A 16957-nucleotide genomic window follows, 5' to 3' on the forward strand; every position below is an offset into this window, starting at 1 on the left:
GTAAAACTGGCCCTCTGCGTAAAAAAGTTCTTCATTTGTCACATACTTGGTGTTGCCTTTTTTAATTGCAGCTCATAAGTGGTATGATTATAATAGATTTAGTATAAAGACTTTTTGGAAATAATTTGCCTCATTGATTTAATAGAGGTGAATAAAATGATTGAATTAAAGGTTAAAAAGATAACTGTTGACTTTAGCGGAAATTTTACGGTACTTTTGGTAGATAAGGAACAAGAAAAGATGGTGCTTCCAATAGCTATAGGAGCACTAGAAGCTCAGAACATAGTTATGCCCATCAACGGAGTTGTGCCACCACGGCCTATGACTCCCGATCTTTTAAAGACAGCCATCGAGAAACTCGGCGGAGTTGTAGAAAAAGTAATTATCACCAGCATAAAAAATAATACCTATTACGCTGAAATACATATAAACCAGAATAACAATCCTATTGTACTGGATGCTAGACCTAGCGATGCAATAGCCCTGGCAGTAAGATGTCATGTACCTATTTTTATGAATAGATGGCTTGTAGAGTTCACCTATGACGTGTCTGATATGAAGTTATAAGAAGCAAGACCTCTCGCAAAAGAGAGGTCTTGAATTTCAACGGGATAGTTTTTAGTGTTGATGTGCCCTTTCTTTCAAGTGAGATATATAGATGTCACCGGTTTTATTTCCCTTTAGCGTCTCTGTGTGATGTTGCTGTAATTTAAGCTCTTTTATTACACGAAGACCAATTGGCAATGCAATTAAAAAAGAACAAATATCGGCTACAGGCTGGCTAATTTGCACGCCCAAAAGTCCCAGCTTGTGCGGTAAAACAGTAATTGCAGGCAAAAAGAATAAACCCTGACGCGATACAGCCACAATGGAAGCTCCAAGAGCTTTACCTATTGTTTGAAGGAGCATATTAGTCATGATAATCCATGCGGAAAAAGGAAATGCTATACAATAGAACCTAAAGGCTCGAGCTCCTATTGCTATCACTTCTAAATCTTCTTTTCTAAAAATAGATATGATTTTGGGTGAAAACACAAATCCGATTGCGGCGAGAACTGCTAAAAATATGGCTGAAACTTTAACGCAAAACCAGAATGCGCGCAGCACCCTATCATATCGTTTGGCACCATAGTTAAATCCGCATACCGGCTGAAATCCCTGCCCAAATCCAATCATCACAGATATGCCAAACTGAAATACTCTCGTTACTATAGCCATGGCAGCAACAGCCGCATCGCCATAAACGCCTGCGCTAAAATTCATGCAAATCATGGCTGCACTGCCCAATATCTGGCGATAAAAGGATGGCATGCCACCTTTAAGAATCTGTTTGTAAATTTCCCATTTTGGAGTAAAATTACTAAATTTGATTTTTATATTTCCACCCTTGGCAGAGTTGTGATAAAGAATATTAAAGCTGATAAACTGGCTTATAATTGTGGCTATAGCCGCACCAGCGGTACCCATATTAAAACTGAATATGAAGATAGGATCCAATATAATGTTAAGAATCCCACCAATTCCGATTCCTATCATCGAAAAGAAAGCACTACCCTGATAGCGAAGAATATTGTTTAACACAAAAGAAGCAATCATAAAAGGCGCCCCAAGCAAAATGTATTTTATATAATCTTTTGCATACGGAGCAATAGTGGGAGTAGCACCCAAAGAATATACAAGGGAATCTAAAAAAGTGAAGCCAACTGTAGCCAAGGCAGCGCCCAAAAAGAGAGCCGTAAAAAATCCTGTAGCCGCAACTTTGCCAGCATACTCTCGATCTCTTTGCCCAAGCAATCTTGAAATGAAATTCCCCGAACCCATGCCAATAGTAAAACCAATTGCTTGAATAATTGACATAAGGGAAAAAGCCACGCCTACAGCACCTGATGCACTGGTGCTGATTTTGCTCACAAAAAATGTATCTGCCATATTGTATACCGAAGTAATCAGCATACTTGCAATGGTGGGAGCCGCTAGTGTGCAAATCAACTTCTCAACTGGAGTATTTGTCATCATTTGGAATTTCTCATCAGCACTCATTATGTATTTCATACATAACACTCTTTCTAATAATTTATATAACTGAGTTTAATATAGCTAATGACCTTTTTAAATATTTCTTTTCAATAGCTCAAGTATATCCTTTGCTGTAGGAGGGCATCCCGGTACGTTTTGCTCAAAGCCTCTTGTGCAAACTCCTACACCCATGCCTGTACCTTTTACCCGCTTAAATCCCTGGCCAATACAAATCTTGCCTTTAAGCCTTCTAAGCAGGCCCTGCTCATCCAACCTTGCCAGCGCATGAACAAGGCTGCCGTAACATGCCGAGCATGCATCCTTTTCCTCTATATACTTTGACAATCTCTCAACCTGGCGAGAGCGGGTTATTTTCTTTGTGTTAAAATCTTCATTTAGCTCATGTACCTGGTCTTTTGAAGCAAGGCAGCTGCCGACACCTAAATTCTCTGCTATTTTTATATATGGAATTTCAGCAACATCATAACCCATGAGACTTGCTACATATGAATCAATTAAAACCGGATCAAATCCCACGATAATTCTGTTCATCTGAACAGGGTTTCCACCTTCTTCAAAGCTCAAATCCCCCATTATCCCGTCTACTATTATTAAATGGCTTTTTATAGCTTTATTAAGATATGCAATGGGCTTATGTAATCCCATGGTATGAAATCTTCGTTTTTCACTGTCGGGGATACAGCCTTTTAAATTTTTTAATGCACATGTCATCTTAGTCTGGCAGTGCCCTTTAAGAACCGGCATGTTTATTAAATAATCCATTTTAAATACTTGCTCACATACTTTTAGCTTCATTCCTTCAACATCGCATGTTATATAGGAATCTCTTTGCAAATCGATAAGCGGAACATCAAATTTCCTTGCAATATCAGTGTATCCACTTACTTCAAAGGCTCTTGATGTCCTATCGCCTACCCATGAGCCCTCCATAATAACTATATTATTAAAACCTTTTGATTTTAAGTATTCAATCGTCCCTTCCAAAAGTTCCGGGGACGTTGTGGCTCCCGACGTAGATGGTTTTGCAACTACCAGATTCGGCTTTAAACCTATGCGTGCATTTTTGTCTATATTATTTTCTATCCTTAAGTGAGACAATAAATCATGTATCATCTTTTTAGGTTCATTGCCATATATTACATAAACTTTCTCTTTGTCCATGCTTTCACCACCCCGAAACTTTTTTAATGCTCATAAATTTAATTATAGCACTTGATACAGTTTAATTAAAGTAACAAAAAAGCAAGACCTTCAAACAAGAAGACCTTGCTTTTAATCAAATTTGATATGTCAGATTATACACTATCTAATAAACGCAAAGTAAAGTATGAACAGTATTGTCAGTATATACATAACCCAGTGTACTTCTTTGCCTTTTCCTGTCAATAACTTAAGTACTGAATAAGCAATAAAACCAAGAGCCAGACCGTAGGAAATACTGTAGGTTAAAGGCATAGCCACTGCTGTTATAAAAGCAGGAAAAGCTTCAGAGAAATCACTAAAATTGATTTCATTCAAACTGCTTGCCATAAATACTCCAACCATTATAAGTGCAGGTGCTACAGCTGCTCCCGGCACTGCCAGTGCAATTGGCGATAAAATAACACTTGCCACAAACATCAATGCTACGACAACGGATGTCAGGCCCGTCCTACCACCTACGCTGACACCGGCGGCACTTTCAACATAAGTGGTTGTATTGCTTGTCCCAAGGAGCGAACCTATAACGGTTCCTAGGGAGTCGGCAAATAGCGCTTTGTTACCTCTTTTTAAGTTACCTTGTTCGTCAATCATTCCCGTACGGCTTGCAACACCTACGAAGGTACCAATGGTATCAAAAAGATCCGCAAAGAAGAGCGAAAAAATTACTGGGAACATAGAAAATTTCAAGGCACCTGCCAAGTCAAGTTTGAGAAAGCCCGGCGCAATGCTAGGTGGTGTTGAAATAATGTTTGCAGGAAGTTGGGTAACCTCCATGGGTATTCCGATGATAGACGTTATTAAAATACTAATTAAAATTCCGCCTTTTACTCCTTTAGCTACAAAGACCGCCATGATAATAAGACCGATGGTTGCAAGCAGTGTGCTCGGCTGAGTAAAATCGCCAAGGTCTACTAAAGTGGCTTCACTAGCCACTACCATACCTGAATTAACTAACCCTATAAAAGCAATAAAAAGTCCAATACCCGCTCCTACGGCATGTTTTAGGGAAACTGGAATTGCCTTAATTAAAAGCTCTCTAAGACCTGTTAAAGTCACTATAACTGCAATGATACCGGATAAAAATACTGCTCCCAGTGCTGTTTGCCAAGGAAGACCCATACTGCCAACCATAACGTAAGCAAAAAATGCGTTGAGGCCCATTCCAGGAGCTAATGCAAAGGGATAATTTGCAAAAACACCCATAAAGAGTGTAGCTGCCGCTGATGCCAAAGCAGTAGCCATAAATACTGCTCCCTTGTCCATACCTGCAGCTTCAAGTATGTTTGGATTTACAAAGAGGATATAAGCCATCGTTACAAAAGTAGTTAGACCTGCGAGGACTTCAGTTTTTACATCTGTCCCATTTTCGGTTAAAGCAAAAAACCTGTCAAGCCCATTTCCAGATGCGTTTGAAATTGCACTCTCCTCCTTCATTTTAAAACCTCCTCCTTTTTAATACACCATAAATTTTTAGCAATTCCCCTTAGGCAGAAAAACAAAAAACCCCGCCAAAACAGGGAATACATACGTTCCCCTGTAGCCTATGGTGTTTTACGGACACCTGGTAGAAACTTTCGGGCCATATTCCCGAAATTATACAGGGCTAACACAATATTGGCTTTTCTACTAATATTTTAACAAAGGGTTAGGGGCTTGTCAATATAAAAAGCGAACTTTTTGATAAATACCGATCTTAAAGTTCGATATATTCCAATTTTATACATTATGACTAACGTAATGTATATTTTTTTATACACATAGCAAACTATTTTACAATCGATTATTATTTTACACAGATTTTTGTTTTCCAGGAGGAATTTTTGTTTTTTTGTTTAATAATATATACATAGGTATAATTAACACTTTCACAAAAGGAGGAAGGAAACAAAATGAGAAAGTTGCCTATAGTTGTGCTAGTAGCACTGTTGATTATTACGCTAGTTGCTGGTTGCGGCGGGAAAAAACAGCAGGAGCAAACCCCACCTGACCAATCAAGTCAACAGCAGCCTGCTGAGGAGCAGGTTTCTTATGACGACGGCGTATATTTTGCCCAAAAAGCAGATTTTGATGATCACGGCTGGAAAGCAATGGCTACTGTTATTGTAAAAGATGGTAAAATTACCGAAGTTTTCTACGACGAAATCAACGAAGAAGATACGCTTAAGAGCTTCGATCCGGAATATGCAGCTAATATGAAGAATAAATCCGGCACTACACCACTTGATGCCTATAATAAATTAGAACAAGACTTGATTGCAAAACAAAATCCCGAACAGGTAGATGCAGTAACCGGTGCCACACACAGTTCAGATACCTTTAAAGAACTTGTAAAAGAAGCCTTGTCAGGTTCACCAGTAGAAGCAAAAGGAACCTACAAGGAAGGTGTGTATAAAGCTGCCGAAAAAGATTTTGACGAGCGTGGCTGGAAAGCTATGGCTGCAGTATTAATCAGAGACGGCAAAGTAGCCGTTGCTGCCTACGATGAAGTAAATAAAGACGGAAACTATAAGAGTGCAGATGAAGAATATGCGAAAAATATGAAAGAAAAATCCGGCACAACCCCAGCCGAAGCCGCTCAAGTCTTGTCCAAATCGGTAATAGACAAACAAGATGCCGACGTCGATTCAGTAACTGGTGCTACTGGAACAGCAGAAAGATTTAAGACACTTATGAAAGAAGTTCTTGACCTTGCAAAATAAATAGATCATAGATTTCATCTTTAAAACTTCGGGCTTTTGCTCGAAGTTTTTTATATGGTATAATCAAAAAAACATAGCCTTTGGTGTTTTTTGGGAGGTAAATCCATGAAAATTCATTTAACACAAGCCTCCAATATAAACAAAGCCATCACATCTCAAGATGTAGTAAGCGCTTATGTAACACAAAAGCAAGAACATGGTTATTTTGTAAATATAGGTGGCACAGAGGTCTTTGCTCACTGTTTACTGGATCTTGACATCGGTGACTTTCTAAAGCTAAAGGTAGTAGAATTATCTCCATCGCAAATTGTTTTTAAAGTGATTGAGCATGAAACAAAATTGCATAATACAGACCATTTAGCCACCCTTGATATATCCTCTTCACAAAAAACGGCTCTTGATGTATGCCAAACCCAAGAAGCCCATGTCGCATTTAATCTCCTATCAAAGCTGAATTTGCCTATAATAAAAGAGCGAGTAACCTTTATTATGGAGCTATTCAACCACCTGATAAATGAAGAAAAACCCGAGCCCTTTTTGCATTTATGGGATAAGATGCCCTTTGAAACTATAGTGGCATCTTTTCATGAAACTATAGCCGAATGCATTAAAAATGGTTTTATTCTCCCAGAAAATCAGCTCCTTGTGCTTTTCCAAAACTTTACTAAAGTTTACAAAGATAATGCCCTTTCTTTCAATAAAGCTCAGCCAAGTAGCAAAAAGAAAGCCACGGTCTTAAAAGAGCAATTGGCTTTAAAAGCAATTAATATCCTGCACCATAAAAATTCTACAAATAACATTATCTTTGTTGCATTGCCAATACCTGTATATCACAATATTTACCTAAAGATTGCTGATTCCCGAACCACCAGTGATATACAGCCATCTTTGCGCATAAATTTTATTATTAACACAAAAAACCTGGGGGCAATCCTTGTGGATCTCATCTATGCCGATGGAAAGGTAACTGCATCATCGGTCTTTGAAAATAAAAAAGCTATGAACGCAGTCAAAAAGTTTTTAAGTGAAAATGAGGACCTCCCCAGTATTATAAAAACCATGGAACTCAAGGTCGGTAAAGTATCAATGAAAGACTTCTTTTTTGAAGATATAAAAAAACAGCCGATAACTATGGGAATAAATATTAAAGTTTGATGTTTAATGCCGGTGATATAATGAGTAAAGAATTAACAAGCACAAAAAATAAAAAGGCCGTAGCCTTAAAATACGATATGAAAAAAGATACTGCTCCGAAAATCGTAGCTTCCGGAAAGGGTCTATTGGCAGAAAAAATCCTGGAGCTTGCTCGCAAGGAAAATATACCTATATACAAAGACCCGCATCTGGTAGAAACATTGATTCAACTTGACCTTAACGTAGAAATACCTCCTGAGCTTTATAAGGCTGTAGCTGAAATTTTGGCATTTATTTACACTGTAGATGCCGTAAACGATTCAGGTAACGATTCAAATTAATAGCTATGCCACAGTTTCTTGAGATTGTATGTTTAGCTAGCTTCAGTTGTTATATCATATATTCCATCGATTTGCAGGAATTTTTGCTTCATCTCTTCAAACTCTAAGCTGTTTATCTTTCGTATCATCAATGTTATCAGCAGCTTGCCCTCTTCTATGTTTTCAATTTTAACATCTCTGATACTGATATTCATCTCGCCTAAACATAAACCTATCTTGCCCAGTTGTCCAGGCTGATCTTCTACAATTAATTTCAAGGGCTGTAAATATTGTTTTTTTAATAAAACAGCCTCTAATCTGTTAAATGTAATAAGAGTCAGCAGGATTAAAAAAGTTGCAAGTATAGCACCATAGTAAAATCCCACACCCACGGCCAAGCCAATAGCCGCCACTGTCCATAGGCTGGCAGCTGTGGTTAAGCCCTTAACGTTAGCCCCTTCTATGATAATGGTGCCTGCTCCAAGAAATCCTATGCCACTTATAACCTGTGCAGGTATTCTTCCAGGATCTACATTGGTTAGACCTTTAAACTCTGTAAAAATAAATAGAGATACCAACATTACAATTGTAGAACCTAGGCAAACCAGTATGTGTGTTCTAAAACCCGCAGGTTTATTTATGGTTTCCCTTTCTAAACCTATAACTCCACCAAGAAGAATCGAAAGCGCCAATCGTATGGTCAGCTCTAAATAGCTTAGAGGCACGTTTTTCACCTCCAAGATAAATTTTGTCATGTATTCATATCCCATAAGCTTTTTCGAGTTGTGGATATGGCCACGGCACCTGATGCCAAAGCCTGTTTTACCTCTTCCGGGGTTTCGATAAGTCCTCCTGCAACTACCGGAGTACGCACTTTTTGTACAATTCTCTTTAGACTTTTTGTAAGCACACCGGGCAATACTTCCACTGCATCAGGTTCTACGTGACTGATGGTTTTTACAGCAGTATCTACAGCAAGGCTATCTAATATAAATACGCGCTGTATTGTAAACATACCCATACTGCGTGCGCTAAGGGCAAGATTGCTTCTTGTAGTTATAATACCGTCGGGTCTTACTTCTTCTACTATATATTTGGTTCCTTCACCGTCTTTACTTATTCCCTCTAAAAGATCCAGGTGCACGAAGGCCCTTTTATGGGCCTTTTTTATACAATGAACCACATACTTAATATTTAATATGCTTCCAGTTAACAAAAAAACACACTTTATATTGCGAGACAATGCAGCATCTACTTTATCCACATCTCTTATAGCTGCAATAACAGGATACATTTTTATATCAGCTAAGATTTCGTTAGTCAAATATATCACCCCATTTAATTCTATTAGAAATATTAAAAAACGAACAATCTAACACAACTTTCAAAATAAATTATATACTTAATTATATACATGGTCAATTTTTCACAAATCATGAAAATCCAGGAACCTTTTTATGAAAACATCGTCTAAGATTATAGAAAATGACATAGGGGAGGCTACAAAAATGAAAAAAGTTTTAGCTTTGATTTTAGTGTTAACCTTTGTTCTTTCTTGCAGTATTCAGGCTTTAGCCTTGAATGCAGGCATTTCCCAGGAAGAAGCCATACAAAAGATTAAAGATATTTTTGATACAACAACCTATGACCGTTTTAATGTAAGCTACAACGAAAATCACGATAACAAAAAGATTTGGGAGCTTAGCTGGTCTAAAACACAAGCACCTTATGGAAGTTTATATGCAAGCATAGATGCTAAAACAGGTAACATTCTCAGCATCAGCTTGTATAAAGGCTACGATCCGAACAGGAAGACTTCACCCATTCCAAAATACAGTGAAGAAGAGGCAAGGAAAATAGCTGAAAGCTTTGCTAAAAAATTACAGCCTGAAGAATTTGCAAAAACAAAACTTTTATCTCGGGATATGCCGGTATATCCTATAGACAGGGACGCTTATAGCGACAGCTATTCTTTCAATTTTACCCGTATGGAAAATGATATACCTGTAGAGGGAAATGGGATTAAAATCACGGTAGATGCTCATACCGGGGAAATTGAAAATTATTCTTTTACTTGGTCTTGGGAACCATTGCCTTCCTCGAAAAACATTATCTCAATACAAGATGCTGAACAAATATTTAAAGATGAAACAGGTTTAAAACTGATTTATCGCCGTTACTATGACTACCCCACTCAAAAAGATGATATTAAACTGGTTTATACGCTTGAAAGGCCCGGCAGTGTTTTAATCGATGCGGTTACAGGAAAGATGCTTGATAATGAATACTTTGATCTTTACACCAGAGCTGCGGCAGAAACCGCCCAGAAGGCGGATGCAGACTTTACTCCTGTTGAAAATAAACAGGTTGAAATCACAAAAAATTGTATTTCTAAAGAGGCTGCGATAAATATTGTAAAAAAATATATATCAATCCCTGATGGTTTTAAACAGCGCTCAGCATACCTTTATGAAGGCTATGATAACCCCGAACACAAGATCTGGAACATCGAATGGCAAAAATCTAGTGCCGATGGTGAGGACGGCTTTATATCTGCCCGAGTTAATGCCATAACTTCTGAACTTTTAAGCTTTGATATCTATGATTATAGTAAACATTCGAAAGAATTTAAGCAAAACTATGATAGAAGCGCAGCTTTGAAAAAAGCTGAGGAGTTTTTAAAAAAGCATCAGCCAGAACGGTTTGCAAATGTAATGCTTGAAGAAATAAAAGAACGGATAGAATCCCCTGAAAAGGTTCAAAAGCATAGTTTTAACTATATCAGACTTGTGAACGGTATTCCTTATACTGCCAACGGGTTTAATATAACAGTTGATGCAGAAACAGGCAAAATTACCAATTATCATATGAATTGGCATGAAAAGAACTTCCCCAGCGCTGACGGCGTTTTAGAAAAAGCCGATGCGGAAGCTCGCTTCTTAAGTGATATAGGACTAGAGTTAGTTTATGCATCTTTGTATAACTCAAAAGAAGAGACTTACGATTATAAACTGGTTTACAAAGTCAAACCCGCAAAATCCTATACCTTTGATGCTTTTGATTTTCAGCCTTTAGACTATAACGGCAAACCCATCAAAGAAGAGACTAAAACTGACTTTACGGACATAAAGGGACATTGGGCTGAAAAGGACATACAGCTTTTGGTGGATTTAGGCATAATAAAATCTGAAGAAAGCCTGTTCAGACCCGATGTGGCCATAACAGAAGGTGAATTCATAAAACTATTAATGGTCGCAAAAGGCCATAGAATCTCGGATGATAGACCCATTGTGCCAATAATAAGAGCAGAATCTCATGTTAAAAGCGATGATGACATATCAAAATATATCGAAGAAGCTATAAAACTTGGTTGGGTAAAAGACAATGAAGTTTCGGCAAAAAGTAGCCTTTCTAGGGAAAAAGCAGCTGCTTTCGTAATAAGAGCAATGGGATATGAAAAAGTTGCAAGCATTCCTGAAATTTACAAAGACACTGTAAAAGATAGTGCTTCCGTAAAACTTGAATACAAGGGTCATACGGCAATAGCCATGGGACTTAAAATTTTATCGGCAACAAACGGCAATTTTTACCCGAAAAATTCTGTAAGCCGTGCTCAAGCTGCAACCATTCTGGTCCGGATGCTTAAAGCAAGTTCTTAATCAAATTGCGATTTTGCAAAAACTTAAATTTATAAACTTAATTGCTAGTAACTTAATCACATTATGGCAGAATAATTAAAATAATAAAGGGCAAAATAATACCGAAGGGTTCGCAGTGGCCGAGCCAAGACTATCGGAGGATCTTATAAAGGGTTCTTCGATAGTCGGCCAAAGGTAGATGTCGGGTCTTCGGGCTCGGCATCTGCCGGCGGGCAGAGGGCTATGCGTCTTGTAAGGCTCTATGATAGCCCAACTGTTATCATAGGGTCGAAAAAGATGCATAGTCTTCGAGCTAAGATCATCATGGGTTCCGCAGGTTAATACAATATGGAGTATTGTACAAGATACTTTGTTGCATTAATTGGAGGTTTGTAGTAGCCGAGAGGTTGCTGCAGGCTTCTAAGGTACTCATGATGGTCGAGCATAGGTTGTTATGGGCTTTGTAATGGTCTATTGCAGTCGAAAGATTGTAGTAGGCTATGTAAAGGTCCGTAGCAGCTGTAGCGAAGGTCACTGCGAGCTCTTTTATTTTTAAGCACCCTGCAGGGAATTTACCTGCAGGGTTTATGGTTCTTATTGTCTTAGCCTTCACCTTGTGTTAACATATATTTGATTTAAATTATGTACATACCTAATGGTGATAAATAATGGCTATATTAAATGTATCAGGTTTGTGCAAGAGTTTTGGCACAGACGTTATATTAGAAGATATAAATTTTTTAATTGAAGCAAACGACAAAATAGGATTGGTGGGTTTAAATGGTGCAGGAAAATCCACCCTGCTTAAAATACTGGCAGGAAAAATACCCTATGACAGCGGAAACATTTTCATGGATAAAGGTTTAAAGATAGGATATTTATCACAGGGTGCAACCTTTGAAAGTAATACTACTATAAAGGAAGCCCTGTCATCTATTTTTATAGAGCTACAAAGTCAGGAAAAAAAGCTCCGAGAGCTCGAAATTTCGATGTCTACTCCTAAAGTTTATCAGGATGAAAAGCGGCTCAACGATTTAATGCAGCAGTACGCTATCCTTTTTGAAGATTTTAAATCAAAGGGCGGTTTTGAGATTCAAAGCCGCATACGAGGGGTGATTCGCGGTTTAGGGTTTGATGATGAGAATATTCCCATCTCAACACTAAGCGGCGGCCAAAAAACCCGCTTAGCTCTAGGCAGAGTGCTTTTACAGTCACCTGACCTTTTGCTTTTAGATGAGCCTACCAACTATTTGGATTTAGAATCTATTCAATGGTTAGAAGCATTTTTAAAGGATTACAATAAAGCCTTTTTAATAGTATCTCACGACCGATATTTTCTTGATAATGTAACTACTAAAATCTTCGAACTAGAACATGGCCGTATTGCAGTATACACCGGCAATTATTCCAAATACATCGAGAAAAAACAGGTCGTAATTAAAGCCCTAAAAAAACAGGAGGAAATTAGACAAAAAGAAATTGAACGGCTTCAAAAGAACATTCAGACTTTCATTTCCCACAGAAAATATTCACAGGCTGAAAGCCGTCGAAAAAGGCTGCAAGAACTTCTTCCCAGCCCTATATTTAAAGAACGCAAGCCTGACATTAAGATGAAATTCGATATACAAGAAACCAGCGGCAAAGAAGTACTTAAAATAGAGAACTTGAGCTTTTCTTATGGAGAAAAGAAAATATTAAACTCCGTAAATTTACAGGTTTACCGTGGCGAACGCATAGGCATAATCGGCCCTAACGGCATAGGCAAATCTACGCTTTTAAAGCTTCTGGCAGGTGAACTTGAGCCGCAGGAAGGATATGTTGAGTTGGGCCACAATGTTTTTCCTGTGTATTTTGACCAGGAACAAAAAGACCTTTCCCCAGATGCCACAATCCTTGAAGAGGTGTACAATTCTGTGCCGGGCCTTACCTTGACGGAAATAAGGACTTTTTTAGGAAGTCTGCTCTTTTCTGGTGATGAGGTTGAAAAGCAGATAAGTGTTTTAAGTGGCGGCGAAAAAAGCAGAGTGGCTTTAGCCAAGGCAATCCTGCAAGGGGCAAATCTTCTCCTGCTGGACGAGCCCACAAACCATTTGGATATACTATCTAAGGAAAAATTGGAAGATGCCTTGATGTCCTTTAATGGAACCCTCATCGCAGTTTCTCACGACCGATATTTTTTATCGAAAATTACCACACGGATTTGGGAATTTGACGGAGACGGCATAGCAGATTTTGATGGAAGCTATAATTATTACCTGGAAAAAAAGAACGAAAGCAAAAAGAAAGACATTCCGGAGAATAATGTAAATAAGACAAAGCTTAAAAAAGCTAGGCTTTTGGAAAGAAAAGAACGAGAAAAGCAACGTCAGGCTCAAAAGCGATTAAAGGAGATAGAGGAATCTATCCTAAAAAAAGAAGAAGAGCTGGAGGAGCTTGAACTTATGTTGTGTCAGCCGGAGGTTTACAGCAACCCTGAAAAGGCACAGGAAGTAAACGGCGCATATAACAAAGTGCTTGCCGAATTAGAACAGCTGTATGAAATGCTAGATGAGCAGGAGGATTAGAAAAAATGTCCTTGAAAAAAGAAAATTTTATAACCCTCGGTATAGAAACATCCTGTGATGAAACATCTGTATCTGTAGTAAAAGACGGCAGAAAAATACTGTCAAACACCATTTTTTCACAGATAAAGCAGCACGCCAAATTTGGAGGTGTGGTACCCGAGATTGCCTCAAGGCAACATCTTGAAGCAATTTCTCATGTGACGCAACAGGCACTGGAAGAGGCTTCAATTGACTTTGATGATGTAGATCTGATAGCGGTAACCAACGGCCCCGGTTTGATAGGAGCATTATTGGTAGGTGTATCATATGCCAAAGGGTTAGCATATGCTCTCAATAAACCCTTAATAGGTGTTAATCACATTGAAGGCCATATATTTGCAAATTTCCTTGAAAGTGACTTTGCCCCACCTTTTTTATGTCTTGTGGTGTCTGGAGGTCATTCCCATTTGGTATATGTAAAAGACTTTGGCAAATACGAAGTAATGGGTCAAACGGTAGATGATGCTGCCGGCGAGGCTTTTGACAAGGTGGCTCGGGCTTTGGGCCTTGGGTATCCAGGAGGCCCGCTAATCGATAAAGCTGCAAGGCATGGAAATGATTCGGCCATATCCTTTCCTGTAGCTCATTTAAAAGGCGGGGAACTCAATTTCAGCTTTAGCGGCATAAAAACGGCAGTTTTAAATTATCTAAATCGCCAAAGACAAAAAGGAGAGCCAATAGTAGTTGAGGATGTGGCAGCGAGTTTTCAAAAAGCAGTAGTTGATGCTCTGGTGGAAAACACTTTAAAAGCAGCCAAAATGAAAAACGTAAAAACAATTGCACTGGCAGGGGGAGTTGCTGCAAATAGCCGTCTTCGGCAGGAACTTGCCAATCGGGCCGGCAGAGACTTTCATGTTAAATTCCCACCTTTAATACTTTGCACTGACAATGCGGCTATGATTGCCTGTGCAGGTTATTACCGCTATCTTATGGGAAATAAATCAGATATGACCCTAACTCCTTATGCAAATTTAAAGCTGTTTTAAGGAAATAGGTTTTAAATTAATAATAATACTCGGAGGCCAAAATGCGCAGAGTTCAAAGGCATCAAGTTCAAGATGTGAATTCCCTTTGGTTTTGGTATAAAACCGTCAACCCCTTTAAAGTCGTCATCAACTTTATAGTGATTTATTTCGCCCGGTTTATACCCCATCTTCCATTAAAAAATTTCCTATACAGGCTTATAGGAATGAAAATCGGCAAAAATGTATCTGTAGGCTTAATGGCTATGTTTGACATATTTTTCCCTGAACTGATTGAAATAGGGGATAATTCAATAATTGGATATAACTCCACAATATTGGCCCATGAGTACATGGTAAAAGAGTGGGGCACAGGAAAGGTTATCATAGGAAAGGATGTAACGATTGGTGCAAATGTTACCATTCTGCCTGGAGTTGTCATCGGCAACGGGGCGACCGTGTCGGCCTGCTCACTGGTTAACAAGGACGTGGCGGAAAATTCATTTGTAGGCGGAATACCTATAAAACCTTTAAATGTAACATAGCTAAATAACTTAGGTGCCTGGCACCACTTAAAGTGAATCTTTCCACATAATTACGGCATCTTCTCTGTTGTCAAGATAATACCCCCGGCGGATGCCTACCGGTTCAAAACCAAGTTTGGAATATAAGTTTTGGGCTACATAATTGCTCTTTCTAACTTCCAGGGTCATCTTTTTTGCACCGTGCTCTTTTGCCGCAATAATAAGGGAGCGCATGAGCAGTTCTCCCACTCCTCCTCCGCGATATTCAGGAAGTACGCCCACATTTGTCACATGAGCTTCATCAAGGATTATCCACATACCAGCATAGCCTATGATTTTACCCATATATTTTGCTACGATGTAATGGGAAAATTGGTTATCTTTAAGCTCACAGACAAAAGAATATCGCGACCAAGGAGTCGTAAAACATTGTCGTTCAACTTCCATTACCTCATCTAAATCCTTCATCGTCATTTTCTCAACACTCAACACAGCGTCAGCTCTTTGCTCCATGATCCCCGTCCCTCTTCTCCTCAGCATTTGATTTGCGAATGTAAAAGGGTTTAATTGAAAAGCAGTCCTGAGCATTGCCTTTAGCATATTCCTCTAAAGCCACTGCGGCAATTGACGAAGCCCTAGGCATAGCGAAAACAGAACTTGCAATAACAATATTTTCTGCCGGCACTTCTGCCAACGCCTTTTTTACAATTGGCACACCATCGCCCAAAATTAATATCTTATGATTTAGGTTTAAAAGCTCCCGGACAAGCGCATCTACTTTAATCAATTTATAATCCCACATGCGCTCAAGTGCAGCATCATTAGAACAGTACAGCGAAGTATAAAGTTCCTGCCTCTGGGCATTTATCACCGGGCATATCAAATCATTGTTGCCCATAAGATTATATGCTAAACCATCGAGGGTATTGACTCCTATCATAGGCTTATTTAAAGCATGAGCCAGACCTTGTGCACAGGCCATGCCTATTCTAATTCCTGTAAAAGACCCGGGCCCTTTGGCAACTGCTATTACATCTAAATCCTGTACCGTAAGTTCTAAGTCTTCCAACATTTGCTTGATGATAACCATCATTTTTTCCGAATGGCTTTGTTTGTTGTTCTCTATATATTCTGCCAGAAGCTTTTCCTCATTTAGTACTGCTACTGTCGTAACAATAGAGGATGAATCAAGAGCTAAAACATTTGTCATATACTCAACTCCCGCAGCTTGCTGTCGTAATAAGGACTGTCAGATAAAAACCGTATTTCCCGATGAAAGTCATCCAAAACCATAAAATCTATCCATAGCACATCATCGGGCAACAGCTCTTTTACTTTATCCGCCCATTCCATAACAACAACATAACCATCTAAATAATCGTCAAAGCCTATGTTTTCAAGTTCCTGCAGGCTGTCCAGCCTGTAAACGTCCATATGGGCTAAAGGCACAGGTCCTGTATATTCATTGATTATTGTAAATGTTGGACTTGTTACATCATCCTCTATGCCAAGTCCTTTGGCTATACCTTTTGTAAAGGCGGTCTTGCCTGCTCCCAGATCACCTGTAAGGGCTATAAAATCGCCTTTTACCAGGGTTTTGCCTAAAGATTTTCCCAGTTTTTCCGTTTGCTCTAAATTCTGCGTCTTAAATACAACTTCCATCATGCTCATCCTATTTTTTAAATCATTAGTAATTATTATACCACATATTGTAACAGAGTAAATATTAGTGGAACCACCATGTGAAGTTTGGAAAAGGAAAACACCGGGGCCTTTATTGCCACAAAATCAGGTTTCGGCACAAGTCCCCCTTTATACCCTAATTGGTATAAAGTTG

16 protein-coding genes and 1 riboswitch are annotated in these 16957 nt (G+C 38.8%); of the genes, 8 read left to right on the top strand and 8 right to left on the bottom strand.

Features of this window, described 5'->3' with window-relative positions; translation table 11 throughout:
- Positions 1–156 precede the first annotated feature (156 nt).
- Positions 157–567, top strand: a complete 411-nt coding sequence (locus JT739_RS02315; RefSeq protein ID WP_237659478.1) for a bifunctional nuclease family protein — start codon at positions 157–159, stop codon at positions 565–567.
- Between the two features lie 51 nt (positions 568–618).
- Here JT739_RS02315 and JT739_RS02320 read toward each other — a convergent pair whose 3' ends face one another.
- The 3 genes from JT739_RS02320 to JT739_RS02330 all read right to left on the bottom strand — a co-directional run bounded on the left by JT739_RS02320 (position 619) and on the right by JT739_RS02330 (position 4674).
- Positions 619–2052 (bottom strand): MATE family efflux transporter, encoded by a 1434-nt coding sequence (locus JT739_RS02320; protein ID WP_237659479.1) that lies wholly within the window; start codon positions 2050–2052, stop codon positions 619–621.
- Between the two features lie 57 nt (positions 2053–2109).
- Positions 2110–3198: a DUF362 domain-containing protein gene (locus tag JT739_RS02325; RefSeq protein ID WP_237659480.1), complete on the bottom strand. Its 1089-nt coding sequence runs from the start codon at positions 3196–3198 to the stop codon at positions 2110–2112.
- 141 nt (positions 3199–3339) lie between these two features.
- Positions 3340–4674 carry an NCS2 family permease gene (locus JT739_RS02330; RefSeq protein WP_237659481.1) on the bottom strand — a complete coding sequence of 445 codons (1335 nt, stop codon included), beginning with the start codon at positions 4672–4674 and terminating at the stop codon, positions 3340–3342.
- An 83-nt stretch (positions 4675–4757) separates the two neighbouring features.
- A riboswitch (purine riboswitch) is annotated at positions 4758–4861 on the bottom strand.
- A 268-nt stretch (positions 4862–5129) separates the two neighbouring features.
- Between JT739_RS02330 and JT739_RS02335 the strand changes: the two genes are divergently transcribed.
- From JT739_RS02335 to JT739_RS02345, 3 genes are all read left to right on the top strand, one after another.
- Positions 5130–5939 (top strand): FMN-binding protein, encoded by an 810-nt coding sequence (locus tag JT739_RS02335; protein WP_237659482.1) that lies wholly within the window; start codon positions 5130–5132, stop codon positions 5937–5939.
- 105 nt (positions 5940–6044) lie between these two features.
- A complete protein-coding gene (locus JT739_RS02340) occupies positions 6045–7094 on the top strand; it encodes a hypothetical protein (RefSeq protein WP_237659483.1) in 1050 nt (349 codons plus the stop codon).
- A gap of 20 nt (positions 7095–7114) precedes the next feature.
- On the top strand, positions 7115–7414 hold the full coding sequence (locus JT739_RS02345) for an EscU/YscU/HrcU family type III secretion system export apparatus switch protein (protein ID WP_237659484.1): 300 nt from the start codon (positions 7115–7117) through the stop codon (positions 7412–7414).
- 32 nt (positions 7415–7446) lie between these two features.
- On the opposite strand, the gene JT739_RS02350 is transcribed toward JT739_RS02345, so the two are convergent.
- Both JT739_RS02350 and JT739_RS02355 read right to left on the bottom strand, forming a co-directional pair.
- Positions 7447–8118 carry an MgtC/SapB family protein gene (locus JT739_RS02350; protein ID WP_237659485.1) on the bottom strand — a complete coding sequence of 224 codons (672 nt, stop codon included), beginning with the start codon at positions 8116–8118 and terminating at the stop codon, positions 7447–7449.
- Positions 8119–8144: 26 nt separating this feature from the next.
- The gene (locus JT739_RS02355) at positions 8145–8717 is read right to left on the bottom strand and encodes a glycerol-3-phosphate responsive antiterminator (protein ID WP_237659486.1); all 573 of its coding nucleotides are present in this window, start codon (positions 8715–8717) and stop codon (positions 8145–8147) included.
- A gap of 184 nt (positions 8718–8901) precedes the next feature.
- On the opposite strand from JT739_RS02355, the gene JT739_RS02360 reads away from it, so the two are divergent.
- From JT739_RS02360 to JT739_RS02375, 4 genes are all read left to right on the top strand, one after another.
- A complete protein-coding gene (locus JT739_RS02360; RefSeq protein WP_237659487.1) occupies positions 8902–11052 on the top strand; it encodes a YcdB/YcdC domain-containing protein in 2151 nt (716 codons plus the stop codon).
- 647 nt (positions 11053–11699) lie between these two features.
- Positions 11700–13595 carry an ABC-F family ATP-binding cassette domain-containing protein gene (locus tag JT739_RS02365; RefSeq protein WP_237659488.1) on the top strand — a complete coding sequence of 632 codons (1896 nt, stop codon included), beginning with the start codon at positions 11700–11702 and terminating at the stop codon, positions 13593–13595.
- A 5-nt stretch (positions 13596–13600) separates the two neighbouring features.
- Complete coding sequence (gene tsaD / locus JT739_RS02370) at positions 13601–14620, top strand: tRNA (adenosine(37)-N6)-threonylcarbamoyltransferase complex transferase subunit TsaD (RefSeq protein WP_237659489.1); 1020 nt, start codon at positions 13601–13603, stop codon at positions 14618–14620.
- A gap of 41 nt (positions 14621–14661) precedes the next feature.
- Positions 14662–15141, top strand: coding sequence for a DapH/DapD/GlmU-related protein (locus JT739_RS02375; RefSeq protein WP_237659490.1), 480 nt, complete (start codon positions 14662–14664; stop codon positions 15139–15141).
- A gap of 27 nt (positions 15142–15168) precedes the next feature.
- On the opposite strand, the gene rimI is transcribed toward JT739_RS02375, so the two are convergent.
- From rimI to tsaE, 3 genes are read right to left on the bottom strand one after another with little or no spacing between them, the layout of a single operon-like run.
- A complete protein-coding gene (gene rimI, locus JT739_RS02380) occupies positions 15169–15633 on the bottom strand; it encodes a ribosomal protein S18-alanine N-acetyltransferase (RefSeq protein WP_237659491.1) in 465 nt (154 codons plus the stop codon).
- The gene (gene tsaB / locus JT739_RS02385; protein ID WP_237659492.1) at positions 15617–16330 is read right to left on the bottom strand and encodes a tRNA (adenosine(37)-N6)-threonylcarbamoyltransferase complex dimerization subunit type 1 TsaB; all 714 of its coding nucleotides are present in this window, start codon (positions 16328–16330) and stop codon (positions 15617–15619) included. The genes rimI and tsaB overlap by 17 nt, the downstream gene beginning before the upstream one ends.
- On the bottom strand, positions 16327–16782 hold the full coding sequence (gene tsaE, locus JT739_RS02390; RefSeq protein WP_237659493.1) for a tRNA (adenosine(37)-N6)-threonylcarbamoyltransferase complex ATPase subunit type 1 TsaE: 456 nt from the start codon (positions 16780–16782) through the stop codon (positions 16327–16329). Before tsaE ends, tsaB begins: the two co-directional genes overlap by 4 nt.
- Positions 16783–16957: the final 175 nt, after the last annotated feature.

It is taken from the genome of Tepidanaerobacter sp. GT38 (assembly GCF_021991635.1).
In the GTDB taxonomy this organism is placed as follows: Bacteria; Bacillota; Thermosediminibacteria; order Thermosediminibacterales; family Tepidanaerobacteraceae; genus DTU063.

Bases quoted from the DNA above. Each gene is read 5' to 3' on its own strand.
- JT739_RS02315 (WP_237659478.1), top strand. From the start codon at position 157: ATGATTGAATTAAAGGTTAAAAAGATAACTGTTGACTTTAGCGGAAAT.
- JT739_RS02320 (WP_237659479.1), bottom strand. From the start codon at position 2,052: ATGAAATACATAATGAGTGCTGATGAGAAATTCCAAATGATGACAAAT.
- JT739_RS02325 (WP_237659480.1), bottom strand. From the start codon at position 3,198: ATGGACAAAGAGAAAGTTTATGTAATATATGGCAATGAACCTAAAAAG.
- JT739_RS02330 (WP_237659481.1), bottom strand. From the start codon at position 4,674: ATGAAGGAGGAGAGTGCAATTTCAAACGCATCTGGAAATGGGCTTGAC.
- JT739_RS02335 (WP_237659482.1), top strand. From the start codon at position 5,130: ATGAGAAAGTTGCCTATAGTTGTGCTAGTAGCACTGTTGATTATTACG.
- JT739_RS02340 (WP_237659483.1), top strand. From the start codon at position 6,045: ATGAAAATTCATTTAACACAAGCCTCCAATATAAACAAAGCCATCACA.
- JT739_RS02345 (WP_237659484.1), top strand. From the start codon at position 7,115: ATGAGTAAAGAATTAACAAGCACAAAAAATAAAAAGGCCGTAGCCTTA.
- JT739_RS02360 (WP_237659487.1), top strand. From the start codon at position 8,902: ATGAAAAAAGTTTTAGCTTTGATTTTAGTGTTAACCTTTGTTCTTTCT.
- JT739_RS02365 (WP_237659488.1), top strand. From the start codon at position 11,700: ATGGCTATATTAAATGTATCAGGTTTGTGCAAGAGTTTTGGCACAGAC.
- tsaD (WP_237659489.1), top strand. From the start codon at position 13,601: ATGTCCTTGAAAAAAGAAAATTTTATAACCCTCGGTATAGAAACATCC.
- JT739_RS02375 (WP_237659490.1), top strand. From the start codon at position 14,662: ATGCGCAGAGTTCAAAGGCATCAAGTTCAAGATGTGAATTCCCTTTGG.
- rimI (WP_237659491.1), bottom strand. From the start codon at position 15,633: ATGGAGCAAAGAGCTGACGCTGTGTTGAGTGTTGAGAAAATGACGATG.
- tsaB (WP_237659492.1), bottom strand. From the start codon at position 16,330: ATGACAAATGTTTTAGCTCTTGATTCATCCTCTATTGTTACGACAGTA.
- tsaE (WP_237659493.1), bottom strand. From the start codon at position 16,782: ATGGAAGTTGTATTTAAGACGCAGAATTTAGAGCAAACGGAAAAACTG.